This is a genomic window from Helicobacter sp. L8, from assembly GCF_003660355.1.
Taxonomy (GTDB): domain Bacteria; phylum Campylobacterota; class Campylobacteria; order Campylobacterales; family Helicobacteraceae; genus Helicobacter; species Helicobacter labacensis.
In genome coordinates, this window is record NZ_QXQR01000005.1 from 93,341 (window position 1) to 119,660 (window position 26,320).

The 26,320-nt window shown below is 48.0% G+C and carries 23 protein-coding genes, 1 tRNA gene and 4 pseudogenes; 14 read left to right on the plus strand and 14 right to left on the minus strand.

Annotated features, from left to right (window positions below):
- The 8 genes from EAO37_RS04260 to EAO37_RS04295 all read left to right on the plus strand — a co-directional run bounded on the left by EAO37_RS04260 (position 1) and on the right by EAO37_RS04295 (position 8,761).
- Positions 1 to 1,410, plus strand: a complete 1,410-nt coding sequence (locus EAO37_RS04260; protein WP_120951779.1) for a restriction endonuclease subunit S — start codon at positions 1 to 3, stop codon at positions 1,408 to 1,410.
- A 9-nt stretch (positions 1,411 to 1,419) separates the two neighbouring features.
- Positions 1,420 to 2,493: a DNA methyltransferase gene (locus tag EAO37_RS04265; RefSeq protein WP_120944190.1), complete on the plus strand. Its 1,074-nt coding sequence runs from the start codon at positions 1,420 to 1,422 to the stop codon at positions 2,491 to 2,493.
- A 52-nt stretch (positions 2,494 to 2,545) separates the two neighbouring features.
- Complete coding sequence (locus tag EAO37_RS04270) at positions 2,546 to 4,150, plus strand: DASS family sodium-coupled anion symporter (RefSeq protein ID WP_120951782.1); 1,605 nt, start codon at positions 2,546 to 2,548, stop codon at positions 4,148 to 4,150.
- 3 nt (positions 4,151 to 4,153) lie between these two features.
- Positions 4,154 to 4,930: a phosphatidate cytidylyltransferase gene (locus tag EAO37_RS04275; protein WP_120951786.1), complete on the plus strand. Its 777-nt coding sequence runs from the start codon at positions 4,154 to 4,156 to the stop codon at positions 4,928 to 4,930.
- Between the two features lie 4 nt (positions 4,931 to 4,934).
- Positions 4,935 to 6,047, plus strand: a complete 1,113-nt coding sequence (gene dxr, locus EAO37_RS04280; protein ID WP_205589472.1) for a 1-deoxy-D-xylulose-5-phosphate reductoisomerase — start codon at positions 4,935 to 4,937, stop codon at positions 6,045 to 6,047.
- A gap of 53 nt (positions 6,048 to 6,100) precedes the next feature.
- Positions 6,101 to 6,601: a ferritin gene (locus tag EAO37_RS04285; RefSeq protein WP_120944182.1), complete on the plus strand. Its 501-nt coding sequence runs from the start codon at positions 6,101 to 6,103 to the stop codon at positions 6,599 to 6,601.
- 398 nt (positions 6,602 to 6,999) lie between these two features.
- Positions 7,000 to 7,614, plus strand: a complete 615-nt coding sequence (locus EAO37_RS04290) for a hypothetical protein (protein WP_120944180.1) — start codon at positions 7,000 to 7,002, stop codon at positions 7,612 to 7,614.
- Positions 7,577 to 8,761, plus strand: coding sequence for a site-specific DNA-methyltransferase (locus tag EAO37_RS04295; protein ID WP_120944178.1), 1,185 nt, complete (start codon positions 7,577 to 7,579; stop codon positions 8,759 to 8,761). The genes EAO37_RS04290 and EAO37_RS04295 overlap by 38 nt, the downstream gene beginning before the upstream one ends.
- Positions 8,762 to 8,801: 40 nt before the next feature.
- Here EAO37_RS04295 and EAO37_RS09575 read toward each other — a convergent pair.
- The 7 genes and pseudogenes from EAO37_RS09575 to EAO37_RS04325 form a co-directional block, all read right to left on the minus strand.
- Positions 8,802 to 9,022 (minus strand): annotated as a pseudogene (locus EAO37_RS09575) (methyl-accepting chemotaxis protein); the annotation flags it as partial.
- A 540-nt stretch (positions 9,023 to 9,562) separates the two neighbouring features.
- Positions 9,563 to 10,102: pseudogene (locus tag EAO37_RS09900) on the minus strand (PAS domain-containing protein); the annotation flags it as partial.
- A 25-nt stretch (positions 10,103 to 10,127) separates the two neighbouring features.
- The gene (locus EAO37_RS04305) at positions 10,128 to 10,760 is read right to left on the minus strand and encodes a DNA polymerase III subunit delta' (protein ID WP_120951789.1); all 633 of its coding nucleotides are present in this window, start codon (positions 10,758 to 10,760) and stop codon (positions 10,128 to 10,130) included.
- The gene (locus EAO37_RS04310) at positions 10,757 to 11,269 is read right to left on the minus strand and encodes a HobA family DNA replication regulator (RefSeq protein ID WP_120944174.1); all 513 of its coding nucleotides are present in this window, start codon (positions 11,267 to 11,269) and stop codon (positions 10,757 to 10,759) included. Before EAO37_RS04310 ends, EAO37_RS04305 begins: the two co-directional genes overlap by 4 nt.
- On the minus strand, positions 11,269 to 12,471 hold the full coding sequence (locus EAO37_RS04315; RefSeq protein WP_120944172.1) for an aspartate kinase: 1,203 nt from the start codon (positions 12,469 to 12,471) through the stop codon (positions 11,269 to 11,271). Before EAO37_RS04315 ends, EAO37_RS04310 begins: the two co-directional genes overlap by 1 nt.
- On the minus strand, positions 12,472 to 12,942 hold the full coding sequence (locus EAO37_RS04320) for an RNA pyrophosphohydrolase (protein WP_120944170.1): 471 nt from the start codon (positions 12,940 to 12,942) through the stop codon (positions 12,472 to 12,474).
- Between the two features lie 90 nt (positions 12,943 to 13,032).
- A complete protein-coding gene (locus EAO37_RS04325) occupies positions 13,033 to 13,335 on the minus strand; it encodes a c-type cytochrome (protein WP_120944168.1) in 303 nt (100 codons plus the stop codon).
- A 53-nt stretch (positions 13,336 to 13,388) separates the two neighbouring features.
- Between EAO37_RS04325 and hemW the strand changes: the two are divergent.
- Positions 13,389 to 14,448, plus strand: a pseudogene (hemW, locus tag EAO37_RS04330) (radical SAM family heme chaperone HemW).
- 10 nt (positions 14,449 to 14,458) lie between these two features.
- Here hemW and EAO37_RS04335 read toward each other — a convergent pair.
- The 6 genes from EAO37_RS04335 to rpsU form a co-directional block, all read right to left on the minus strand.
- Positions 14,459 to 16,000 (minus strand): flagellin A, encoded by a 1,542-nt coding sequence (locus EAO37_RS04335; RefSeq protein ID WP_120944163.1) that lies wholly within the window; start codon positions 15,998 to 16,000, stop codon positions 14,459 to 14,461.
- A gap of 84 nt (positions 16,001 to 16,084) precedes the next feature.
- The gene (gene accA, locus EAO37_RS04340; protein WP_120944161.1) at positions 16,085 to 17,008 is read right to left on the minus strand and encodes an acetyl-CoA carboxylase carboxyl transferase subunit alpha; all 924 of its coding nucleotides are present in this window, start codon (positions 17,006 to 17,008) and stop codon (positions 16,085 to 16,087) included.
- Between the two features lie 8 nt (positions 17,009 to 17,016).
- The gene (locus EAO37_RS04345) at positions 17,017 to 18,261 is read right to left on the minus strand and encodes a beta-ketoacyl-ACP synthase II (protein ID WP_120944159.1); all 1,245 of its coding nucleotides are present in this window, start codon (positions 18,259 to 18,261) and stop codon (positions 17,017 to 17,019) included.
- Positions 18,262 to 18,300: 39 nt separating this feature from the next.
- Positions 18,301 to 18,537 carry an acyl carrier protein gene (gene acpP / locus EAO37_RS04350; protein WP_120944156.1) on the minus strand — a complete coding sequence of 79 codons (237 nt, stop codon included), beginning with the start codon at positions 18,535 to 18,537 and terminating at the stop codon, positions 18,301 to 18,303.
- Positions 18,538 to 18,718: 181 nt separating this feature from the next.
- Positions 18,719 to 19,480, minus strand: coding sequence for a 3-oxoacyl-ACP reductase FabG (gene fabG, locus EAO37_RS04355; RefSeq protein ID WP_120951792.1), 762 nt, complete (start codon positions 19,478 to 19,480; stop codon positions 18,719 to 18,721).
- 9 nt (positions 19,481 to 19,489) lie between these two features.
- Positions 19,490 to 19,702, minus strand: coding sequence for a 30S ribosomal protein S21 (rpsU, locus tag EAO37_RS04360; RefSeq protein ID WP_120944152.1), 213 nt, complete (start codon positions 19,700 to 19,702; stop codon positions 19,490 to 19,492).
- 97 nt (positions 19,703 to 19,799) lie between these two features.
- Here rpsU and EAO37_RS04365 point away from each other — a divergent pair.
- Positions 19,800 to 19,876, plus strand: a tRNA-Arg gene (locus EAO37_RS04365).
- A 3-nt stretch (positions 19,877 to 19,879) separates the two neighbouring features.
- Here the strand turns inward: EAO37_RS04365 and gdhA are convergent.
- Positions 19,880 to 21,223, minus strand: coding sequence for an NADP-specific glutamate dehydrogenase (gene gdhA, locus EAO37_RS04370; RefSeq protein WP_120944150.1), 1,344 nt, complete (start codon positions 21,221 to 21,223; stop codon positions 19,880 to 19,882).
- A 56-nt stretch (positions 21,224 to 21,279) separates the two neighbouring features.
- Between gdhA and prfB the strand changes: the two genes are divergently transcribed.
- The 4 genes and pseudogenes from prfB to EAO37_RS04390 all read left to right on the plus strand — a co-directional run.
- Positions 21,280 to 22,371, plus strand: a complete 1,092-nt coding sequence (gene prfB / locus EAO37_RS04375) for a peptide chain release factor 2 (protein ID WP_120951795.1) — start codon at positions 21,280 to 21,282, stop codon at positions 22,369 to 22,371.
- Between the two features lie 52 nt (positions 22,372 to 22,423).
- The gene (gene cheZ / locus EAO37_RS04380; RefSeq protein ID WP_120944146.1) at positions 22,424 to 23,155 is read left to right on the plus strand and encodes a protein phosphatase CheZ; all 732 of its coding nucleotides are present in this window, start codon (positions 22,424 to 22,426) and stop codon (positions 23,153 to 23,155) included.
- A gap of 9 nt (positions 23,156 to 23,164) precedes the next feature.
- Entirely contained in the window at positions 23,165 to 24,430 is a 1,266-nt protein-coding gene (locus EAO37_RS04385; RefSeq protein ID WP_120951798.1) for a peptidase U32 family protein, read from the plus strand.
- An 86-nt stretch (positions 24,431 to 24,516) separates the two neighbouring features.
- Positions 24,517 to 26,320: pseudogene (locus tag EAO37_RS04390) on the plus strand (hypothetical protein); the annotation flags it as partial.

Sequence of the window (26,320 nt, forward strand, 5' to 3'; positions counted from 1 at the left end):
ATGTATCCCCTAAATCAATCATTGCAAGAGCATGAGGAACAAGCCACAGGCTTGCCCGGTGTGGACAGACACCCCCTAAAAAAATTATTACAAGAGCATGCCCCTAATGGGGTGGAGTTTGTGGAGTTGGGGGAGGTGTGCGAGATTATCACCAAACAAACGGGCTTTGACTATTCTAAAACCATTAAGCAGGCTTTGAGGCAAGAGTCTAGTGATGATACTTATCCTTACATGCAAAGTAGATATTTTGAAGGCACTGATATTAACTTTAAAACGGATTACTTTATCCCCATTTCTGTAGCCAAATGCTTTAAACAACTTATTTTAGATACTCCCACTCTCTTAATTTCGCTTGTTGGCAAAGTTGGCAATGTAGGTTTTTTTGATGGTAACCCAATCGTGTTTGCTGGGGGCAATATGGCTGTCTGTAAGCTCAAACACGGATATAGTGGTCAATTCATCATGTATTTTTTTCAAAGTAAGATGGGGCAAAAATATTTATTAAATAATGCAAATAAGGCTTCACATTTGAATATCACGGTTGAAAGTGTGCGCAAAATTCTCATCCCCCTCCCCCCTCTAATCGTGCAAGAGAAAATAGTAACTATTCTTGATTGCTTCACAGAGCTTAGCGCAGAGCTTAGCGCAGAGCTTACAGCAAGAAAAAAACAATATGCTTACTACCTCAATGCGCTTTTAGACTTTGGAGAGCCTCTATTAGCTAGTGCGCCCTCCAGCCAGGGCCACCCTATGCGCGCCACAAAAGAGATTCAACATGCCTTGTTAAAAACAAGTTTTAGAATAGAGTGGGTGGAGTTGGGGGAGATTGGGGAATTCATACGCGGAACTGGCTTGACTAAGGCAGATTTACAGCCCGATAATCCTAGTGGTGCATTTGTGGGGGCGATCCACTATGGGCAAATCCACACTTACTATAATATCCACACCACACGGGTTAAAAGTTATGTTTGTGAGTCTTTGGGCAAAAAGTTGCGGAAAGTAAAAACGGGGGATATTGTGATAGTGGGCGTTAGCGAAGATGTGGCTGGAGTTTGCAAGGCGGTGGCGTATTTGGGTGATGAAGATATTTGTATTGGCGGAGATACTTTTGCTTTTAGACACCAACAAAATCCTAAATTCATTGCCTATTTGTTGCAAACACAAGACTTTTTAAGATTTAAGCAGCAATACGCACACGGGGCTAAAGTTATTCGGGTCAGCGTTGAAGCCCTTAAACGCTTTAAAATCCCCCTCCCTCCCCTCCCCATTCAATCCCAAATTGTAGACATCTTAGACCAATTTCACACCCTCACCACAGACCTACAAGCAGGCTTGCCCGCTGAGATACAAGCAAGGCAAAAGCAATATCATTACTATTTAAACGCCCTGCTAGAGTTTGACTCCAAGTAAGGGCAGGGAGTGTTAGCCACGGATCGCATTTTACAGGGAGATTGCTTAAGAGTTTTGCCCACTCTACCTCCTGAGAGTGTGGATCTCATTATTGCCGATCCGCCCTATTTTATGCAAACTCAGGGGGAGTTGTTGCGCAATAATGGGGAGGTCTTTGCAGGGGTGCGTGCAGAGTGGGATCGCTTTGAAAGCTTGCAGGCTTACGATTCTTTTTGTGTGGCGTGGCTCACCGAGTGTAGGCGGGTTTTAAAGGCGCATGGGAGTATTTGGGTGATGGGCTCGTTTCAAAATATCTACCGCTTGGGCTATTTGATGCAAAACTTGGGTTTTTGGATTCTCAATGATATTATCTGGGCTAAACCCAATCCTGTGCCCAATTTCAAGGGGAGTCGCTTTTGTAACGCCCATGAAAGTTTACTATGGTGCGCTAAGGACAAACACGCCCGCTACACCTTTAATTACAAAACCATGAAAGCCCTCAATGACAACAAACAAGAGCGCAGTGTCTGGCATATAGGCATTTGCATGGGGGCAGAACGCCTAAAGGGCGCGGATGGTAAAAAGCTCCACCCCACCCAAAAACCCCAAGCCCTCTTAGAAAAGATCATTCTCTCTAGCAGTAAGCCCGGGGATTTGATCTTAGACCCCTTTTTTGGCACGGGCACCACAGGAGTAATAGCCAAACAATGCAAACGCCACTTCTTAGGCATCGAGCAAGACCCTCTTTTTGTGCAAGAAGCCACCAAGCGCATCGCCAAGATCACCCCTATTACTAACCCCCTCATAGAGGCTAGCCTAGAGATCAAGCCCCCTAAAGTGAGCTTAAAAGAGCTCATCTTAGCGGGTTTTTTGCAAGAAAAACAAAAATTTTACGACAAACAACAAAATTACATCTGTTATTTACTAGAGGATCGTTTGCATGACGATCAGGAGCATTTGAGTATCCACCAAATGGCAGCTAAACATTTAGGCAAGAAAAACCACAATGGTTGGGCTTACTTCTATGTCTTTTGGGAGGGGGAGTTTGTGAGTATAGATGTGTTGCGCTACGCCTACGCGCGCCGCCCCATTCTTAAGATTTAAACAAAATGTTAAGCCTTCTAGCTTAAACTCAAGTTTTGCAAAAGGATGCTCAATGAAGGGTTTTAAAATTAGCGTGCCGTGGGTGGGGTTTTGGGGCGGTTTGGTGCTGGCTTTGGGGGTGTATTACGCCCTTAGCGCGCATTTAGATGTTATTAAACATGTCCTCACTAAACCCGGGCTCAAATTAGATTCTTTGCCCATTGTGGCGGGGGTGGCGATCTTAATGGGGGCTTGGTGGATGAGTGAAGCCATTGAGTTGGTGGCAACAGCCCTTTTACCCTTAGTGCTCTTTAGCGCGCTGGGTGTGGCAAGCTTTAAAGAAGTGGGCGCGTCCTATGGGAGTCCTATCATCTTTTTGTTCATGGGGGGCTTTGTGTTGGCGATGGCGATGCAACGCTGGAATCTACATAGCCGTATCGCGCTTAGGATTATTTTACTTGTGGGGACAAGCCCTAGAGCCTTAGTCGCCGGTTTTATGTTAGCGACCGCCTTTTTATCTATGTGGGTTTCTAATACAGCGACTGCTGTGATGATGATGCCCGTGGGCTTGAGTGTGCTAAGTCTTGTGGCTAAACTACTCAAAGAGCAAGAACACCCTAACAAAGCCCAATCCCTAGATGACCCTCTCTCTTACAAGTCCACCCATGGCGGGGCGTTGCACACCATTATGCACAAAACTAAAGAGGTATCCCCCACCCCCACTTATCGCACCAATTTTAGTATTTGTTTGATGTTGGGCATCGCTTATAGCGCCTCTATTGGCTCGCTAGCCACCTTGATTGGCACGCCCCCCAACGCCCTATTAGCTGGCTACATGCAAGAAGCCTTTCATCTAAAAATTGGTTTTGGACGCTGGATGATCTTAGGTGTGCCCATCGCCTTACTTATGCTCTTTGGGGCGTGGTTTTTGCTCACCTTTGTCATTTTCCCTATCAAGATCAAAGAAATCCCGGGGGGTAAGGAGGTGATCGCTGAGGAGTTGCAAAAATTAGGACCGATGCGTGGAGCAGAGATCTGGGTTGCCTCTTTATTCGTGCTGGCGTGCTTGAGTTGGATTTTTTTGGGCAGCATTTTACACTCTATGGGGATTAAGATCGCCAATTTGGACTCCATTATCGCGATGGGTGTGGCGACTTTGCTTTTTATCATTCCTACCCAACAAACCCGCCTGATTGACTGGGAGACGATGAAAAAACTCCCCTGGGATGTGCTCTTGCTCTTTGGAGGGGGGTTAGCCTTAAGCGCGCAATTTAGCAAAAGCGGACTATCTTTGTGGATTGGGCATCAAGTGGCGCATTTATCCCATCTCCCGCTATTGCTCTTGATTGTCTTAGTAACAACTTTAGTCATCTTTTTAACCGAAATCACCTCCAACACCGCCACGGCTGCTGCCTTTTTGCCCGTGATTGGGGGAGTTGCCCTAGGGTTGGGCTATGAACACTCTCAAGCCCTCTTTTTTACCATTCCTGTGGCTTTAGCCGCCACTTGCGCTTTTATGTTGCCTGTAGCTACCCCACCTAATGCAATCGCCTATGGCTCGGGTTATGTGCGTATCCAAGAGATGATCAAAGCCGGGCTATGGCTCAATCTCTTAGGGATCGTGCTCATTAGTGCGATCACTTACGCCTTTGTAGGGCAAATCTTTGTTGGGAGTTAGAGGATGGATTTTTCTAAATTGAAGGGGGAGAAAACGCGCTATATCACCGGAGCGCTCTTAATCGCGCTTGTGGTGGTGGTGCTATTGAGCCAGGATATGTGGGTTTTTTGGGCGGTGCTAGGTGTGGTGTATTTGCTAGGGTTTTATGAATCCTTGCGCCTTTATGAAAAGATTCACTCCCTTAGCTTTGTCTTTTGGCATTATGGGCTGGCTGTGGGGGTGTGGGGGCTTGCTTATATTAGCCCGCGTCCCATTGAGAGCGCGTTATGTGTGGGGATGTTTTTTGCAGGGGTCTTAGCCTTTAGGGCAAAGCCTATAGCGCAGGTGCTACCCCTCATTTACCCCACCTTGCCCTTTGTGGTGCTCTTAGCCTTGTTTAAGGATTTTGGGGTGCGCGGGGTGGTGTGGCTGGTGGTGGTCGTGGTGGTGGCTGATGTGGGGGCTTACTTTGGAGGCAGATTGTTAGGTAAAATCCCTCTAAGCCCCACTTCGCCCAAAAAAACCCTAGAGGGCTCTTTTGTTGGTCTAGGTTTGTCTAGCGTGCTTGGGGGGTTAGCAGGTATGTGGCATGGGGGTTTTGTATGGGCGTTGGGGGTGAGTGTTATGGTAGCCTTGAGCGCGATTTTAGGCGATCTCTTTGAGAGTTATCTCAAGCGCAAAGCTGAGGTTAAAGACAGCGGGGCGTGCTTGCCCGGGCATGGAGGGATTTTAGATCGCTTAGATGCGATGCTCTTTGGAGGGGTAGCTTTGCATTTTTTACTCTTCTTCTCCCATGTCTAAAAGCGTGGTGATTTTAGGGAGCACGGGCTCAATTGGGACTCAAGCCCTAGAGGTGGCACAAAACTTAGAAGTTGAGCTAGAGGCTTTGAGTGGTGGGCGCAATGAAGCCTTATTATTGCAACAAATCCACACCCATAAGCCCCAAAAAGTCTTTTTACCCCAGCCTAGCAAGGCGTTTTTGCGCGATTTGCCCCCTCAAGTCGCCCTTTTTGCTGGCACGCAAGGGCTAGAGGAGATGTTGCAGGCTTGCCACTCTTTAGTAGTGCTCAACGCTCTAAGCGGCTTTGCTGGACTAAAGCCCACTTTGAGCACTCTTAAACAGAATAAAACCCTTGCATTAGCCAATAAGGAATCTTTAGTCGTAGCAGGTTGGCTCTTAGACACCGCGCAGATGATCCCCATTGATAGCGAACATTTCGGGCTATGGAATTTGCTACAAGGTAGGGATATTCAAGAGGTCGCGCAACTCTATTTGAGCGCGAGCGGGGGGGCGTTGCGCGATTTAAGCCCTGAGCAAATCCCCCACCAAAGCCTAGAAAAAGTCCTAAAACATCCCAACTGGGACATGGGCGCGCATATCACTATCAATGCGGCTAACATGCTCAATAAGCTTTTTGAGGTGTTGGAGGCGCGTTGGCTCTTTGACACAAAGGCGATTGATGCCTATATTGAGCGCACCTCTAGCGTGCATGCCCTTGTGCGCTTTAAAGATCAAAGTCTGCACGCCCAGCTCTCCACTCCAGACATGAAACTTGCCATCGCCCACGCTCTAGCTCCCAAGCAAGCCTGCCAACAAGCCCATATCGCCCCCCTAGATTTGTGCGCTTTGCCCCCCTTGCAATTTGAGCCCATAGACACGCGCAAATATCCCCTATGGGCTTTAAAAGACACCCTATTAGAGAATCCTAAATTAGGCGTGGTGCTCAATGCCAGCGCAGAGGTGGCTACCCAAGCCTTTATAGAGGGCAAAATCCATTTTGGAGGGATCGTCCAAGTGGTAGAGCAAAGCCTAGCGTGCTTTGAAAAAGAGGTAAATGATGTGGCTAATTTAGAGGATATTAGCGCGCTGGATCAACAGGTGCGTGTTTTTGCCACAGTTTTACCCCTAAAGCCTTGACTTTATTTCTCATTTATACTATAATAATGATACAAACTTATAAAGGAGTTTCCATGTTGCCTTCAGAATCAGTCAAGTTGCTTAACAGCCAAGTGATGGATGAGTTTTTCTCTGCCAATCTGTACATGAGCATGAGCTCATGGTGCTATACCCATAGCTTTGATGGGGCGGGGTTGTTCTTGTTTGAACATGCCAGCGATGAATACGCCCATGCCACCAAGATCATCACCTATTTGAACGAAAATGAGGTGGGCGTGCAGCTCAAAGAAGTCAAGGCCCCCGAACATGCGTTTAAAAATTTGGTAGAAGTCTTTGAAAAGGCCTACAAACACGAACAGCACATCACCCATTCCATTAACACCTTGGTGGATCACATGTTGGCGCACAAAGATTACGCCACTTTCAATTTTCTGCAATGGTATGTGGCCGAACAGCACGAAGAAGAGGTGCTTTTCAAAAACATCTTAGACAAGATCAAATTGATGGGCGAGAGCGGGCATGGCTTGTATTTGGCCGATCAATACATCCGCACTTTGGCTAAGGACAAAAGCTAAACTGTTGTGCCTCCCTTGGTAAGCCTCCCAGGGGGGTTTGCTCTTAGTATTGTGCCAGCACTCCGAGCACAGATTTTTATGCAGATGTGTGTAGCCCCCTCCAAAGCCAACTAGGGGGCTCAAACAAGGATTTCTATAACCTAAATAACGCCAGCGATCTGCTCTGGCACTTCTTTGCCCCCGGACTCTTGCCCAATCAGAAGCGTTCATGGTGGATACCTTATTGTGGAGACTTGCAACAAGGATAAACCCGCATGGATTTAGAAACACGCAAGCAAAAACTCCAAACAGAGATCGCCACTTGGATTGAGGAGTGTCGCCCTCCGTGCGCATCTAGGATTTAAGGTTGCATTTAACATTTCTCACTACATTCTACAAGAACACGATGTGGGGTTTTTGTGAGCACAGTTGGTAGTGATTCTTCCTTGTTTGATAAGGGTTGCTTTGTTCCTATAGATCGTAGCTTTGTGCTACAGGGTTATAAAGCCCTTAGCAAGATCGCGGATATACAACGGCAATACAATAAGCTCGACAATGACTCTTTTTTAAATGAGCTAAGAGATAGCATGATCGCGCTGTATTTGGGTTATGATTGTATCAATACAGATAAACATGGACTGGACGCTAAAAAAGCTCAAGGTGCGGAGTTTTTAGAGATTAAACAGGTTTCTTTTTCTAGCCAAAGTTGGAGTGCCACCTTCAACGACACAACTTTGCAAAAGGCATGGGTATTTAAAGACCATCGAACGACTTTGGCTGTGGGAGTGTGGGAATCGATGGCTGAACTCCTGTTTATTGTCTATGGACGACACAAAGGCATAGGGGAATACTTAGAGCGCAAAATTGTGGAGTGCAAACAAGCCCAGAGGCGATCCACACAAACCATTAGCGTTCTAAAACTTCTTAAGGATTATGCATTCCGTATTAAACCCATTGCAGATCAGCAAAGATGCCAGAATTTACTCGAACTCAAGTATGGCGCTCGATTTAGAGACTCATTTGATGGGGCATAAGGTTTTTATGATGGATGCGCTAGATTGTTTGGCGCGACTAGAAAATGAAAGCGTGCAAACTATTTACATCGATCCCCCCTACAACACCAAGGGCGCATTTGAATACCACGATCGCCGTATAAATTATGAGAGGTGGATCGAAGAGCACTTACTGGCAGCTAGGGGCGTGCTTAAAAATCAGGGCTGTTTGTTCGTTTCCATTGATGATCACAAAATGGCGACTCTTAAACTCATTCTAGATGGCGTTTATGGCGCGCAAAATTTTTTAGGGGTCTTCATCACCAAGCAAGCTACTCGAAGCAACGCTAAACACATCAACACAATCCACGAGTATGTTTTAAGCTACGCCAAAGACAAGAGTAAAGCCCCGCGTTTTGAGAGTTTAAGGGTGCAGATGCCCATGTATCAAGCCCCCTTGCAAGCGCTCATGCGCTGTGTTAAAAGCGCTTTCAAGCAACACGGACAACACAGAGCCCAAGAAATTCTCAAACAAAACATCGCCACTCTAAGCCAGCAAAGTGCCCTGCGTTTTTTAAAGAATTATAACCTAGTGGATAGTTCAGGTGAAATCTACTTCGCTAAAGACTTATCCACGCCTAGCGCGCCTAGAGAAGTGCGTTTGACAGAAATTGGGCTTTTCTTAGCGCCTTTAAAAAATAGGGGATGGTGCAGTGATGCTAAATTCAAAGCCTTGCATGACGCAGGTAAGCTTGTGTTTAAAAACAAACGCCCCTATGAAAAACACTATCTTAAGGAATCTAAAGACAAAGTCTTAAGCGTGCTGGATTTCTACAGTCGACAGGGCACAAAAGACTTGGAAAAACTAGGTTTGCGCGGGGTGTTTAAAACCCCTAAACCCGTTGCGCTCATCAAATATCTCATCTCTTGTTGCACGCCCAAAAACTCTATCGTGTTGGATTTTTTTGCTGGCTCAGGCAGTAGCGCACAAGCGGTGCTAGAACTCAACGCACAAACAGATGCCCGGCTTTGCTTTTATCTGTGCCAAAACAAAGAGCCTATCAAAAACAACCCTTTAGCATGCGCGCGCCTAAGGGCTGAAGGTTTAGAACCCCACATCGCCAATATCATGCGCTTGCGCTTGCAACAACTAAAGGCTTCTTATAGTCTGTTTGAAGACATCTCCTAAGGTTTTTTTAGCCTTTTTGAACCCCTTATAGATGCGCGGGTTTGAGTAGAGCACCAATCTCGCTGGTGGCTTCGCTGGTTTTGTTGGCTAACTTCCCCACCTCATCAGCCACCACCGCAAAGCCTCGTCCATGCTCGCCTGCGCGCGCGCCTCAATGGCGGCGTTTAAAGCCAACAAATTAGTTTGCTTGGCGATGCCATCGATCTTAGAGATGATTTGGGCGATATTATCCAAACTCTCCTGAGTTCTGTGGTTAAATTCCTCCTCTTTGGCGTAAAACTCTGCCTGCTTTTTTTGCGCCTCGATATTGGAGAGCACGCCCACAATGCGCCTTGTATTCACCCCCTCCACTTGCTTGCTAATCCCTGTGGCTTGAAATTCGTAGGTGTAGAATTGTTGGTTGTCATGGTGCTTGAGGGTGAGCTCTAGTTTGATGGGATCGGGGGTTTTATGTGAGGCTAGACTTTTGGCGATCTGTTCTAGGGTGTTTAAAAAGAGGGGTTGACTCTCTGTAGAAAAGCAGGAGAGTAAAGACTGCAAGGAAGGGGGGTGTTGCTTACCCACCACCCTTGCGCTTAGGCGTGGGGAAAACCAACAGGTGTTATTTGCAGAGAGTAAGTTATCTTCTTGCAAGCATAGATCAAAGATGCGATCGGAGATGAGAGAGAGAGATAGAGTGAATCGTTCTACGATATTGTCTAATTCCTCCTGACTATGTATTTGCTCCTCAATGTCTTGCAAGGCTCCAGCGATGAAGATGGGATCGCCCTGGGCGTTGCGCTTGGCTAATCCAGTAGCCCGGTAATGCTTGTAAACCTCCTGTTTGGTCTTGATCCGATAGATAGCACTATAATTGGTCTTCCCGCTCTTGTCTTTGAGCGCACTCTCAAAGAGAGATAGGACACGCGTTAAATCTTCAGGGTGCACCCTTGCCATCCAAGAGTTAAGCACATTGGGAAACTCCTCTTCAGTAGAAAAGCCCAAGAGATTGCGGAGCTTATCTGACCAATAAAAGGGCGTTTCTGGTTTCATTTGCCCATCGCTAGGGTAGTGCATATACCACAGCCCATCTCCGCTCGCTTCGCACATGTTCTCAGCGATGTAGAGGCGTTGCTTGAGGGTTTCTAAATCTTTGTCTTGTTCTTGTATGCGCCTTTTACTCTCTTGTTCTTGTTCTAATTGCGCGCTTTGCTTATTAAATATTTGAGCTAGGGCTTCTAGAACCTGCTTGGCTTCAGGGCAAGGGGTGGGCAGAGCCAAGAGTGCGGAGGTGTCTAGGGGAGTTTGGCGCAAAGTAGAGGCTAAATCTTGCAAAAATAACACATAGGGTTTGCTAAACATCAAAGTCCTTTTAAAGGGGTTGATCCTAAAATTGTCGGCTATCTCTTAATTCTAACACCTTTAAGAGTAGAGGTAAGAGATTGTAGCTAGGGCGATAATAGAGATAATTAGCATGCATGGCTTGATCCACACTGTGCAATAAGTCCAAATCTAGGGGGATCGCGCTTTCGTGCAAGGCGAATAAAAAGGCTTCGATATGGAGTTTGCTCTCCTCGGGACTTAGATTTTTTCTATCCAAATCCTGTAAATATGTGTAAATATCACCCAAAGTGCAGGCGCAAAGGTCTAAGCCAAAGCGCGCATGGCTGGCTTTGGCGCGCCGATCCTCACAGCTTAGGCGTGAGAGGATAGTGGGTAAAAGCGCGTGTTTGTGCTTGGCGATGAGCACAAAGCGGGTGTGAGCGGGGGGCTCCTCTAAGATTTTTAACAAGGCGTTTTGGGCAAAGACATTGAAATGGTGCGCGGCAACGATATAGATTTTTTGCCCGGGGTAACTTAGCACACAGGCGCGCTTGATCTCTTGGGCGTGCTCTATTTTGAGTTCTTCTTCTAGGCACATTTGCACCAATAGCGGGCTTTGGGCTTGCGCCTCTAATTGCATTTTGTAGTCTAGGGCTTCTTGTTTGGGGGCATTGGCAAGAATAAGGGTGTTACTCATTGTGAACCCAACTGCCCTAACATACTCTCAAATAGCACACTCTCAAACACCCGATAGAGTTGGAGCAATTTGAGGTCTAGTAAGGGGTCTTGTGCGCTTAATAGCCCCTTCTTAGCGTCTAATAGCCACAAAAAATGCGCCTTATTAGAAATCCATTCGCTTAAATCCCCTTCTTTACCCACATACCAAAACATGTAATTGCGGTAAGTCAAATCCAAGAGATCGCCAATCACAGGCCATTCACGCGAATCTGGCAACAAGGGGGCATACCCCAATAAACCATCTACAATGGGCACAAGAGGGCGCAATTTCTTGGCGTTCAGATGCGCTAACACATAGTGTTTAAACCAAGCGCGCTCTTGATCCACGCACAGCAACACACTCCCGCCTTCTAAAATATGGCGGACACCCTTGGCAAATTCTCCCCAATCATAGGATTGGAACCATGCACGCCCCAACTTGGCATGCTGTTCTTGCAGGATTTGGCAAGCACGGCGGGCTAATTCCATTACAATTCTAGTTTAAAAGCTTTGTGCAGGGTTTTTAAGGCAAGCTCGGCTAAGGAAACCTCCACCACCACAGAGATTTTGATCTCGCTGGTGCTAATCATCAAAATATTGATATTCTCCCTAGCTAACGCTTTGAAAGCCGCGCTGGCGATCCCAGAGTGTGAGCGCATACCCACCCCCACCACAGACACCTTAGCCACTTGGCGATCGCATTCCACAGAACCAATATCGCGCACATTTTTTAACACCCGTTGGCAAATCTCGACATCTTCTTCGGGCAGAGTGAAATTGATATTGGTCTTGCCATTTTTCCCAATGGTTTGCACAATCATATCAATATTGAGATTGGCTTCGGCTAATAGCCCAAAAATTTCCCCAGCAATCCCGGGGTAATCGCACGCATCAATGATATTCACCCGCGCTTGATCCTTGTCCAAGGCGATACCGCTCACAATGGGTTTTTCCACAATTTGCTCCTCTGAGGTGATGAGAGTGCCCGGGTTATCGTTAAAAGAATTACGGGTGATCAAGGGGATATTGTATTTTTTAGCCAGCTCCACAGATCGGTTAAATAACACCTTAGCCCCCATAGAAGCCAACTCCAGCATTTCATCGTAACTAATTTGGGCGATCTTGCTAGCCTTGGGCACAAGGCGCGGATCGGTGGTGTAAATGCCATCTACATCGGTGTAAATCTCACACAAGTGGGCGCGCAACGCTCCAGCCAGCGCGACCGCGCTCAAATCGCTCCCCCCTCGCCCCAAGGTGGTGATCTCCCCACTCTTGCTAACCCCCTGAAAGCCCGCCACTACCACAATAAAATTTTGCGCCAATAAATCTTGGATACGCGCGGTGTCTATCTCTAAAATCTGCGCGCGTGTGAAGTGCATGTCGGTAAAAATCCCCGCGTCTTTGCCACTCAAAGAATACGCCTTTTGCCCCAAGGACTCCAAGGCGATCGCCAAAAGCGCGCTAGAAATCTGTTCGCCACTACTGAGCAGGCGATCCAATTCTCTGCGGTTGAGTTTGTTACCAAAGGCATGCGCGAGTTCTAGTAGATCGTCTGTGGTGTCCCCCATAGCTGAAACCACCACCACTACATCTTCAAAACGCGCCTTGCTTTGGGCTACCCTCTGGGCTACTGCTTGGATACGCGCGCAACTCCCCACGCTACTGCCCCCAAATTTTTGCACCACCAGCACTTACAAATACCCTTGTTGTCTAAAGTAGCCAATGACTTGGCGATACACTTGGCGTTTGAAGTGCACCACTCTAGAAAAGAGCTCTTTGGGTTTGACAAATTCGTAACGATCAAATTCGGGGGAGGGAGTTTGGATATTAATGGAGGTGTTACTTTTCAGGCGCACCAAAAAATAGCGTTGTTTTTGCCCATCAAAGGGGTAGAGTTTCTTAGTCATCGTGGGAGGGAAGTCATAAGTGATCCACTTGGGGTATTCTGCGATCACCTCTACAGCGTTTGTGCCGATCTCCTCTAGTAATTCGCGATACAAGGCTTTGAGTGGAGTTTCGCCCTGATCGATCCCGCCTTGAGGGAATTGCCACGCCCCCTGAATATCAATGCGTTGGGCGACAAAAAACTCGCAATCCCTAGGGTAACAAGAGGAGAGCACCACAGCAGCTACATTAGGACGATAACTCTTTTGCGTCTCCATGTGTAATCCTTTATCAGTGCCATTAAAACACCAAGCTAAGAGATTATAACACACAGGGCTAAAGTGCAGATAAAACCCCCTCCAGCCCATTTACTTTTTAAGGGTGGGGATGTATTTTGCCAACGCGTCAATATCCGCATCGCTGAGATTTTTGGCTTGGCTATGCATGATCGCCCCCGAACCATAGCGATTGAGCGAGCCGGCCTTATATCCCATCAAATCCTCTTTGATGGTGGCACTATCCAAAGTGTTCACCACATGCCCTTTCCCAAAAGCCTTTTTATCCATAGATGCCCCATGGCAACCCGCACATTTCTTCACCAACACCGCCGCATCAGCACCCCAAAGCAAACTCAAACCTGCAAGCGCACCCAAAAGCACCACTTTCTTCATAGCCAACTCCTTACCAAAATATGCCATAATGGTATTATTTCAAGGATTAAGCCATGCTTAAAACCAGCCCTCCCCCCGAAAGTCTTTACATCCACATCCCTTTTTGCCAAAGCAAATGCGGGTATTGCGCCTTTAACTCCTTTAGCGGGCTAGATGGACTCAAAGATGGCTATGTCAAGGCACTCTGTCAGGATATAAGCGCGTCCCTAAAAGGGGCATATTTGCAATCTATTTTCATCGGGGGAGGCACGCCCAATACGCTGGGCATCCAACACTACGAACAGATCTTTAATGCCATCACCAGCCACGCGCGCTTAAGCCCCGATGTGGAGATCACCCTAGAAGCCAATCCGGATTTACTCTCTTTGCAGTGGTGTGTTGCGCTTAAGAATTTTGGCATGACGCGCCTGTCCATAGGGGTGCAAAGTTTCTTAGAACCCAAGTTACGCTTTTTGCAACGCGATCATAACCCTGACAATGTTTACAAGGCTTTAGAATACGCCTCTAAAAGTGGCATCGCACATTTGAGCATTGATCTCATTTACAACACCCCCCTAGATACCCCTAAGAGTTTGGAACAAGAGGCAGCCCAGGCTTCTAACTTACCCATCGATCATCTCTCTGCCTATAGTCTCACTTTAGAGGATCAAAGCAGATTAGCTCACACCCCCCTAGAGATACTGCCCCGCCTAGACACACACATGCAAGCCTGTTTGATCGCAGGGGGGTTTGTGCCCTACGAAGTGTCTAATTACGCTAGAAATTACCAATGCCTGCATAATTTAGGCTATTGGGGGGGGTTGGAATATGTGGGCTGTGGGGCGGGCGCAGTGGGGCGCGTAGGCCAAACACGCCTCTATAAACTCAAAAGTGTGCCAAGCTACACCGCCAACCCTCTATACACCCACAAGGAGCCCTTGAGCACCACGGATTTGGAGTTAGAAGCCTTGTTTTTGGGTTTGCGTTGCAATTTGGGGGTTAGCACCGATTTGCTAGCACCCCAGAAAGTCAAAACCCTGCTAGAAGAAAAAGTGTGCTATTTGGAAAGAGGGCGACTCATTGCCCAAGACTTTTTTTTTGGCTGATGAGATCGCCCTATGGCTAAGCCACTAGGCACGCGCCCCTAGGTCAAAAGGCGCAAGATATTTTGCTGGACGGTGTTGGCCTGACTCATCGCGTAACTACCAGACTGCGCCAAGATGTTATTCTTGCTGAAATTAGCACTCTCTTGGGCGAAATCCACATCGCGGATTTGTGATTCAGCGGCTTTCACATTGACTTGGGTGATGGTGATATTGTTCACCGTGCTCACCATTTGGTTTTGCACAGAACCCAAGTCAGAGCGCACTTTATCGAGCATTTTTTGCGCCGATTCGGCAATGTCCATCACCACCATCGCGCCGCGCAAAGTGGTTACCCCAGAGCCTAAAGTGAGATTTTCAGCCGCAAGGGTTTTATTGTAATTAGCCCCAGAAGCTGAACGCACCGCTTGGTTAAACTCCCCAAGCACATCTCTAAGGTTAACCGTGGTGCTAGCGGGCGCACCCTTAGCAAACCCGATAGCCGCATAGCCAGCAGACGCGCTCACATTAGCCCCAGAAACCACCAAAATATCCCTAGCGTCTTGTCTGACTAGAGAAAGCCGCCCGAAGTTCAAAGACCCCTGAGTGATATTTTGCCCCCCATCCAAAGTGTCTAAAGCCAAGCCCTGCGCGTCCACATTACTAGATTTCGCTTTGATATCGATCCCACGCCCATCAATACTGCGTAGATTCAAGCGTCCCACAGAGTCGGTATAGGCTTCTACGCCAGTTTGGGCGGTAACCGCGTTTAAAGCAGCCACCAAACGCCCATCGCTGTCGTTTTTCTTGATTCCAAGAATGTTGCCGATCTGAACCCCATTCACCACCAAACCACTCAAGCTCCCAGATTTGATCGCGGTGTCAGAAGTGGTGATGACATTGGCGTTGGCGCGCACCCCAGTCGCGTTAGAGTTTTTATTAATAACCTCTGCCAATACGCCAAGCCCTGTGCCCGCGCTTGTGGAGATTTTCACACTCTCCAAAGACACATCATGCACCCCATCCACTTGCTTAAAGGTCAAAGCCACCTCACCGGCTGCGGTGATATTCTTTCCGGTTACAATCTTGACTTGACCGATCTTATCAGAAGTGGCCGCACCGATGCTCGCCTTGATGGTCTCGTTGGAATACGCCCCCACTTGGAACTCTTTATTAGAAAACATCCCAGATAACAATGTCTGTCCGTTATAGGAAGTCGTGGTCCCGATGTTATCCAAGCTTTGGATCAAGCGGATGATGTCCGCCTGAAGTGCTTTTCTAGATTGGGCGTTTTGCCCGTCCTGTGCGGCTTGCGTGGCTTTCACCTTGATCGTGTCTAGGATTTTGATCTGCTCGTCCATCGCCTTGTCTGCGATTTGGATAATCCCCATACCATCGTTGGTGTTGGCGATCGCCTGCCCCAAACTTTTAGCTTGCGAACGCAAGGAATCCGCGATAGTCATCCCTGACGCGTCATCGGCAGCCTTATTGATTCGCAAACCCGAACTCAAGCGTTCAAGCGACTCGCGCAAATCGCGCTGGGTAACTAGACCCACGGCGTGGGCGTTTAACGCATTGATATTCGTATTAACCTGAAATGCCATAATAACTCCTTGTTAATCTAACCTAAAGCGTCCCTGCTTTGGTGTTCCTATATCGGTTATAATTCAAAATTATAAACCCCCACACTAGGCGAAAGCCCCGCAACGCATCAATTTTTCATAGCGCAATGCCAAAAAATCCTGCGCCTGAATCAAGGGAAGTTGGTTAAGAAAGTAGTTTTTAATCGCCAAGCTGGCTTCTAATTTATCACGATGCGCCCCTCTTTGGGGCTCTAAGATAATGTCATCAATGAGTTTAGCCTGCTTGAGATCATTGGGAGTGATTTTCATAGCCTTGATCGCCACCTCTGCCTTACTAGGATCGTTCCACAAAATAGCCGCACACCCCTCTGGGGAAATCACGCTAAAGACAGAATATTCCATCATCGCCAAGCGATCCGCCACGGCAATCGCCAGCGCTCCCCCGCTACCTCCCTCGCCAATGATAATAGAGATAGTGGGCACTTTGAGCACGGCGAACTCTTGCAAATTCCTAGCGATCGCCTCGCTCTGCCCCCTCTCCTCAGCTCCGATCCCCGGGTAAGCCCCAGCGGTGTCCACTAACATCAAAATGGGTAAATTGAATTTTTCGGCAAATTTTGCGCTTTTCAGGGCTTTCCTATAACCCTCTGGATTGGGCATGCCAAAGTTGCGCCTGAGTTTATTCTTAGTGCCTCGCCCCTTTTCCTCTGCGATCACCACCACAGCCACTCCGCCGATCTTGCCAATAAAACTCACAATCGCCTTATCATCGCTGAAATGGCGATCCCCAAACATCTCATAGCGGTCTTCTAAAATCAACTCTATATAATCCATCGCGTAGGGGCGATCGGGGTGGCGGGCAAGTTGGAGGCGTTGGTAGTCTGTCAGGTTAGCATATACGCTCTTAATTTCTTTGCTCAGGCGCTTCTCTAAAATGTCCTGTGCGTCTGTGTCGCCCCTAATAGAAGCCATTTCAATGTCATCTTGAATCCCCTTGATGCGATTCTCAAAATCTAAGTAAACTGCCACACTTAAACCTAAAGGGCTTTAAAAACCACCACTGCGTTGGTGCCTCCAAAGCCAAAGGAGTTACTCATGACTGCCTGCAATTTAGAGGGACGCGCCTCATTAGGGATATAATCCAAATCACAACCCGGGTCCTTAACTTCTTGGTTGATGGTAGGGGGCATCACCCCCCTTTGGAGTGCCATTAAAGAGATGACCGCTTCAATCGCTCCAGCTGCGCCTAAGCAATGCCCGATCTGCCCCTTAGTGGAGCTCACCGGGGGGACATTCTCTTTACCATTGAAGACATTTTTAAGCGCGATCGTCTCGTAAAGATCATTATAACTGGTGCTAGTGCCATGCGCGTTGATATAGCCCACTTTTGCGCCATGCTCGCTAGCCATCTGCAAAGCATAGCGCATGGCACGATAAGCCCCCTCGCCATTGGGTGCTGGTGCGGTGATGTGGCTGGCATCCCCACTCTCCCCATAGCCCACCAACTCCGCGACTATCTGCGCTCCGCGCCCTTTAGCGCTTTCATATTCCTCTAAGATTAGCGCCCCAGCCCCCTCGCCCATCACAAAACCATTGCGCTCTTTATCAAAGGGTCTAGACGCTTTGAGGGGCTCTTCATTGCGGTTGGACAGAGCACGGATAGAAGCAAAACCTCCAATCCCCACAGGGCAAATCGTGGACTCCGCGCCCACTACCAACATGCGATCGGCACCGCCTAAGAGAATGGTTTTGTGCGCCTCAATGATGGCATGCGTGCCAGCCGCGCAGGCGGTTACGCTAGAAATATTGGGACCCTTAATGCCATATTCAATGGACACAAACCCCCCGATCATATTCACCAAAGCGGAAGTGATGAAGAAAGGGTTGACTTTTCTAGGACCTTTATCATAACAATAAATGGAATTGGCTTCAATATTGCCCAAGCCCCCAATCCCAGACCCCGAACTCACCCCCATTCTCGTAGCAAACGACTCCGGGCATCTGCCCTCCACAAGGATTTGACTCTCCACCATCGCCTCTTGGCTTGCCAACAAGGCTAGTTGGATAAAACGACCTGCCTTTTTCACATCTTTGAGATTCATGACAAAAGCGGGGTCAAAATTGGTGATCTCAGCGGCGATTCGCACGGGGAACCCCGTTGTGTCAAAACAAGAAATTGTCCTAACTCCGCATTCTCCACGCACAATGGCATCAAAGGCAATCTCTTTGTTTAGACCTAGGGCGTTCACCATACCCATGCCCGTTACTACAACCCTACGCAACAACTCTCCTTTCAGTCATGCGCCAAGACGAACACGCCACTACGCTAGTTTATGCTCTTCAATAAACTTAATCACATCGCCAACGGTTTTGATTTTTTCTGCTTGATCGTCAGGAATATCAATCCCAAATTTCTCTTCTAAAGCCATGATCAGCTCCACCACATCCAACGAATCGGCGTTGAGATCTTTGATAAAATCCGCCTCCTCTGTTACCTGCGCCTCGCTCACATTCAACTGCTCCACAATCACCGCCCGAATTTCCTCAAACAACGCCATAAAATCTCCTATCCAAATTTTCCAATTAAGCCGAAATTCTAGCCTAAAATCGCTTCAACAACCTTAAATAAGGTTACTTGTGCTCCAACACATCTACGATCCGATATAGGAAGTAAATGATCACCAACAACAAAATTAAAAACACCCATTTCATCGTTTCTCCTTTAAGAGGGGTTTTTGCCTACATATACAAGCCACCATTGACTTTAAGGGTTTCCCCGGTGATGTAGCTAGCCAAATCGCTAAGCAAAAACGCCACCGCCCCCGCCACCTCTCTAGCCTCCCCTAAGCGGGCTAGGGGGATATTCTTCAAATAGCCCGCCTTAAGTTCATCACTCAGCCCGGCATTCATGTCTGTGGCGATAAAGCCCGGGGTGATACAATTAAAACGGATATTACGCAAAGCCCCCTCATAGGCAAAGGATTTACTCATGGAAATCACCCCACCCTTGCTAGCCGCGTAATTAGTCTGCCCTAAATTCCCTCTCTCAGCGATCACGGAGGAGAGATTCACCACGCTCCCAAACTTCTGTTTGCCCATCACTCTCAAGGCTTCGCGACAGCCCACAAAAACCGACTTCAAGTTAGTTTCTAGCACATGCGTAAACTCTTCAGTTTTCATGCGCACAGCCAGCCTGTCTAACACAATTCCGGCATTGTTCACCAAATAGCTCAAACCCCCATCGCTCTCCACAATGAGCCTTATCCCCTCCACAAACTCCTCTTCATTGGTAACATCAAACTTAAGCAAAGCCGCACGCCCCCCCAAGTTTTCAATGTCCTCTTTTAGAGCGTCTGCGCCCTTGTGATCATTGCGGTAGTTGATCCACACCTTCAGGGGTTGATCGTCTTTATTACGGTAACGCCCCAACAAAAGAGCGACAGCGCGCCCAATCCCGCGATTGGCTCCGGTTACCAGCACATTATGCCCGCTAAATTCCACAAAGACCCCCTACAGCTTGGATTCATAACGCCTTAGCATATACAGGCGTTTTAAGATTTTCTTCTTGGCGTTGATCTTCTGCTTTTTGCGCTTTTCGGTTTTAGACTCAAAAAAACGCCGCGCACGGCATTCTGTCACGATCAAATTGCGATCGGTTTGCTTTCTAAAACGCCGATAAGCCTCATCAAAACTATCGCTCTCTCTAACCTTAATCCCGGGCATGCCATCACCTACTTTCTTGCTAATTTGCCTCATCTTAACAAGTTTTTGTAAAATTTAACCTAAAACTGCGCAAATTTTGTTATAATGGGCGTTTTGGGTGCTCATAGCTCAGCTGAATAGAGCAACAGGTTGCGGTCCTGTAGGTCGGGGGTTTGAATCCCTCTGAGCACACCACCTCTAATACCCTTGATCGATCATCGCATCAGCGACTTTTCTAAACCCAGCGATATTAGACCCTAAGACTAGGTTTGTGGGATCGCCAAACTCCTGTGCAGTTTGGGCACTGTTTTCAAAAATTTCTTTCATAATAGTGCGTAATTGGCGATCCACCACTTCAAAACTCCAAGGGTTCATGCTCGCGTTCTGCGCCATCTCCAACCCGCTCACAGCCACCCCGCCCGCATTAGCCGCCTTGCCCGGACCATAGCAAATCTTAGCCTGCAAAAACATTTCTGCCGCTTGGGTGCTAGAGGGCATGTTAGCCCCCTCCACCACGCATTTACAGCCATTGTTTAGCAGGGTTTGCGCGTCTGTAAGGCTAAGTTCATTTTGGGTTGCGCTAGGAAAAGCCGCAAAGCAGGGCACACTCCACACCCCATTAGTGCCACTCCTGTAGTCTTTAGCGGCGGTGTATTGCGCGTTGCGCTTGTGCTGTGCGTATTCCTCTATGCGCCCCCCGCGCACCTCTTTAATCTCTTTGAGCAAGTCTAAATCGATCCCCTCAGAATCGTAAACCATGCCCTTTGAATCGCTAGCTGTTACAGGGAGTGCGCCCACTTCGTAGAGTTTTTCAATGGTGTAAATCGCCACATTCCCACTCCCAGAAACGCTACACACCTTGCCAACCAAGTCTTCTTTTCTAGCCCCCAGCATTTCTTGGGCGAAGTAAACACAGCCATAACCAGTTGCCTCCTTTCTAACCAAACTCCCCCCCCAATCCAAGCCCTTGCCCGTCAACACCCCATCAAAGCGATTCACCAATTTTTTATAACGCCCAAAGAGATAGCCAATCTCGCGCGCCCCCACCCCAATATCCCCGGCGGGCACATCGGTTAACGCGCCGATGTGGCGGTAGAGTTCGTCCATAAAAGCTTGGCAAAAACGCATGATCTCTGCATCGCTCTTGCCCTTGGGGTCAAAATCGCTCCCCCCCTTAGCCCCGCCCATGTTAAGAGTGGTGAGGGCGTTTTTAAAAATCTGCTCAAAACCTAAAAACTTGATAATGCTTTCATTCACACTGGGGTGAAACCTCAAGCCTCCCTTATAAGGTCCAATGGCGGCATTAAATTCGATTCGACAACCCCGATTGACTTGGATCTTCCCCGCATCGTCCATCCACGCCACACGGAAAAAAATCTCGCGATCGGGCTCAACCAAGCGTTCTAAAATAGCGTGTTTTTGGTAGATAGGGTCTTTGAGCACAGGAGCTAGAGAGTGCAACAACTCGGTAACGGCTTGGTGAAACTCGCGTTGGTGTGGGTAGGTTTTTTTGATCCCCTCTAAAATTTGAGTAGCATACATGAGCGTCCTTTAAAAGTAATAATGTTATGTTACAAGAAAACCCTTAATGGAATGTCATGGACGCTTACCAATACAGCGAGTTACTCAAGGACTTAGAGAGCAAGTGCCAGAATATTGCCCAAATCATCAAGCCAGAAAGTTTGCAGGACGCGCTCGTTTCTTTGGAACGCGAACAAGCCAATCCCCTCTTTTGGCAGGATAAAGAACGCGCCACCTCTAAAAACCAAGAGAAGGTCAAAATAGAACGGCTTTTAGCCACTTACCAGAGCGCGAAAAATGCCCTAGATGAAGCGCGCGAACTCTTTGAATTAGTGCAAGATGAGGATCCGGACACCTTGAGTCAACTCTTTGAAGACGCGCCCCATTTGCAAGCGCGTGTGCAGAGTTTGGAGGTGGGGGTGATGTTGGCTAACGCCCATGACGGGCGCGATGCGCTTGTGAGTATCCAGCCGGGTGTTGGGGGGGTGGAGAGTCAAGATTGGGGGAGTATGCTCTATCGCATGTATTTGCGTTGGGCGGAGCGCAAGGGCTTTAAGGTGGAATTGCTAGATTACCAAGAGGGCGAGGAGGCAGGCATTAAGGGCGTGGCTTTTATCATTAGAGGAGTCAATGTATATGGCTACATGAAAAATGAAAATGGGGTGCACCGCCTTGTGCGCATGTCCCCCTTTAATGCCAATGGCAAAAGACATACCAGCTTTGCTAGCGTGCAGGTGAGTCCGGAAGTGGACGATGACATTGATATTGTGATTGAGGATAAGGACATCCGCATTGACACCTACCGCGCCAGCGGGGCGGGCGGGCAACATGTCAATAAAACCGAATCGGCTATCCGTATCACGCATTTTGCCACCGGCATTGTGGTGCAATGCCAAAACGATCGCAGCCAACACAAAAATAAAGCGATGGCTCTTAAAATGCTCAAATCCCGCCTCTATGAATTAGAGCTACACAAACAAAGAGAACAAAATAGCGCAGAGGAAAAAAGCGAAATTGGTTGGGGGCACCAGATTAGAAGTTATGTGCTAGCCCCCTACCAGCAGATTAAGGATGCGCGCTCTGAGATCGCCTATAGCAATGTGGAGGCGATCTTAGATGGGGATTTGGATGCGATGATGGAAGCCGTGCTCGTCTCTAAGGCGCAATAAGCTAGACGCAAAAGTGTTTAGCTATAATTCAGCCCAAATTCAAGGAGAGTGAATGACGCAAGAAGAATTAGATGCCTTGATCAACGCGGGGGGCTTGGAGGCAATGGAGCCCTTGGACAAGGAGGCAGAACGCAACGAAATGGCGCACCCTAAGGAGGAAAAAGAAAAGACTTGGGATGATGCTTACGAACACTATAGGGTAGATCAAAAAATGGCAGAAAAATACGGCAAGGTGGATTCTGAGGAATGGCCTCCCCCCCCTCCCACTGAAGAGCACAAGGTGGTGCACCAGCTAGATGATGTTACGCGCGATTCGGAGGTTAAAGCCACCCAAGTGTTCGACCAGCTGGACTACATTAGCGCAAGTTCGGAAAATATCGCCAAGATACTCAAGCAGATCAAAGCCCCCTTGCAAAAGCATTTAGAGATTTTTGAAACCCTAGCGCAAGCCTTCCCCTTGATTCGCACTTTCCAAACTTCCCTAGAGGAGACCCAAGAAATTTTAAAGGGGATCGATCGAATCCAAGAGAGCGCAGAGGGGTGTTTGGATAGCGCGATGCAGGCGATGGACATCATGCAATTTCAAGACATCCACCGCCAAAAGATCGAACGGGTGATCAATGTCATGCGCGCGCTTACGCAGTATATGAACTCTCTGTTTGAGGGCAATATTGAGGATTCCAAGCGCGTGAGTTCTGCCTCTTACATCATTGGTGATGATAGCGAGAGTGTAGCCAGTGAAAGCGACATTGAGGCATTAATCGCGGCTTTTGGGAAGAAGTAACCCCCTTGTATGCCTGTAGAATTGCTAGCCCCCGCAGGGAATTTACATAAGCTCAAAATCGCCCTAGATTATGGCGCGGACGCGCTCTATGGGGGCTTAGGGCAGTTTTCTCTGCGCAGTCGCGCCTCTAAAAATTTTGATTTAGAGAGTTTTAAACAAGGGGTGGAGCTCACCCACGCGCGGGGTAAGAAATTTTACGCCACGCTGAACGCCTTCCCTTTTAATTCCCAAATCAAACTTTTAGAAGAGCATTTATACAAACTTGCCGATTGCAAGGTGGACGCGCTCATCATCGCTACAATTGGTGTGCTCAAACTGGCTCAAAAACTCACCCCCCACATTCCTATCCATCTCTCCACCCAAGCCAATGTGATGAATGTCTTAGACGCACGGGCGTTTTATGAAATGGGCGTGAAACGCATTGTAGTCGCTAGAGAGATGAGTCTAAGCGATGTGATTGAGATCAAAAAAGCCCTCCCAGATTTAGAATTAGAAATTTTTGTGCATGGGAGCATGTGTTTTGCCTTTTCGGGGCGTTGCCTCATCTCAGCCTTGCAACATGGGCGTGTGCCTAACCGGGGGAGCTGTGCCAATGATTGCCGTTTTGACTATGAATATTACATTAAAAACCCAGATACGGGCGTGATGATGCGCCTTGAAGAAGAGGAGGGCATAGGGACGCATATTCTCAATGCTAAAGATTTAAATTTGGCTAGCCATATTGGCGCGATCTTGGATAGCAAAGCCATTAGCGCGCTCAAAATTGAGGGGCGCACCAAGTCTAGCTATTATGCTGCTATCACCACTAGAACCTACCGCACCGCCATAGAGGACTATTATAACAACCAGCACCGCCCCGCGCTTTACCAAGCCGAATTAGCCACGCTTAAAAACCGCGGTTTCACGCAAGGCTATTTGATCCAACGCCCCCACCAACGCCTAGACACCCAAAATTTTAAGAGTGCGATCAGCGAGGGGGATTTTCAAGTCAATGGGGAGGTGTTGGACAATGGGGAATACTTTCTGTGCAAATTCACCACCAAGCCCCATGTCAATTATGAAATCATCTTGCCCTACAAGGCGCATCTAGCCCCAACCCTCAATGAGATTGGCAAGATTTACACCTTTGAGGATCGCTACTATCTATGCTTGTATAAAATTCTCTTGCAAGATGGCAGGGAGTTAGAGGCTATCCATAGTGGTAACACCCACCCAGTCAAGCTCCCCGCCAAGCTCCCTGCACATAGTTTTTTGCGCACTAGGGAGGTGTCTTGATGGAATGTGCGTTGCGCCGTGTTCTGTAATCCCCAAAAAGCGAATTTTTATAGATTTTACAAAGGCAATATGGTTACAATAACTCCATGCTAAGGTTTGTTGTTGTTTTAGCTTGTTGGCACACGCTTTTGCTAGCCCACCCCCTTGCCTCGTATTTGGACGGACCATTTTTCTCCTTTGGGATGAGTCTTGGGGGGGGTAATTCTGTGGAGAGCGTGCGCAGTGTGCCCAGCAATAACACGCAAGAAATCCAAGCCTACCACCAAGAACTCCAAGACTACAACAACGCCATCGCCAAACTCAAGGCTAACCAAGCCCAAACCATCACCCAGCTCAAAGCCCTAGCCCAACAGCTCCAAAGCCTAAACCCCAACTCGATCGCGCTCAACACGCTTTTAGCCAAAATACAAAGCTATATCGCCAACCCTAGCGGTGATCTTAGCCAAATCACCACCAGTGTTACGGATTACCAAAACTACCTCAATAAAATCCTAACAGACTACCAAGATGCCAACCAAAACCTAGTCAACCAAGCCCAGAGCGCGCTCAAAAAATACCAGCAAGCCCTAAGCCACTCCACCAGCCAAAACCAAGTGATCTTGCAAAATGCGATCAAAACCTTTGACTCTTACAACACCCAGATCGCCCAAGTGGCTAAAGAACTAGGCATCCCCTACACCCCCCTAGCTCTCCCCCCGATCTTGCAGGGCAATATCTCTAGCTTAACGCCCGCGCAGGTGAGCCAAGCGATCGCCACCCTCAGCGGGGATATTAGCCATATGATTTCTGTGGTGAGCGGGGATATTCAAGGATTAAGCAAGGCTAACCAAAAGATCGCCATTGAAAACGCCAACAAGCTCTCCACCCTCACCAATGATAAAACCACTGCCATTAGCCAAGCCCTTAGCCAAATCACCAGCCTAACACAGATTGTAGGGCGCGCTTTCCATAACCAGTGGGTGCGCTATGCGGATGGAAAAACCTTTTTTTTAAATAATGGCACTACGGGCAAAGCCTTCATCAACGCGGGCGACACCTGCGTGTTTGATATTATCATCAATAACCAAGCGAGTAGTATCAACAATTGTGGTTATGAAGGGGGGACAACAAGCCTCTTAGCTAAATTTCAAAAAGCCACAGCCAAATATGGCTTCACCCCCCAAGAGATTTGGAATACCCTCTTTAATGTAGCAGAGCTCCAAAAAAATGTCTATATTGGTCCTTCTAACTGCGCTTATGGGGGCTGTGTCCATGAAAGCGTGAGTGTGAGCTCCCAAACAGCCATGAAAGGCATGGAGAGTTTTTTTAACTTCATGGATGGCTATGTGGGAAATGCCAATTTTGTGGGCAATTTTGCCAATTCAAGCCTCTACAACACTTTAAGCCAAGCTTTAAATAAGGGCAATTTCACCACCGCAACTAATTTTGTGGACGCGTATGTGAACACCTTTGTGCCCGACATGCTCCAAACCTTTGTGCTCAACCCGGTGTGGTTTATGAGCGTGGTACCCGGAGCGCATAGCCACAATGGTCCCCCTGCCACCCCTTCGGCTTCTCAAAAACAGGAAGTCTTAAAGAATTGGAAGAGTCCCAATGTGAAATACTGCTACGATTCACCAGCCATAGGTTTGGATTTTTCGGAAGGCTATGCGGTGTGCGGGTATAACTGGTGGGCACAAGCGATGTTTATGGGTTATTTTGGCTATTTGAGCAACCAAACTAGCGGGGTTACCAACATCTTGCAAGCCCAACTCACCCCCACAACAAGCGCGATTGCCAGCGCACAGAGTGCCACTAACGCCCTTAGCAGTTACAAACCCCAACAAACCTACCCCATCCCCCCCACCGCCTCCATCCCCAACAACACCCCCACCTCTGCGCCCCCCACTC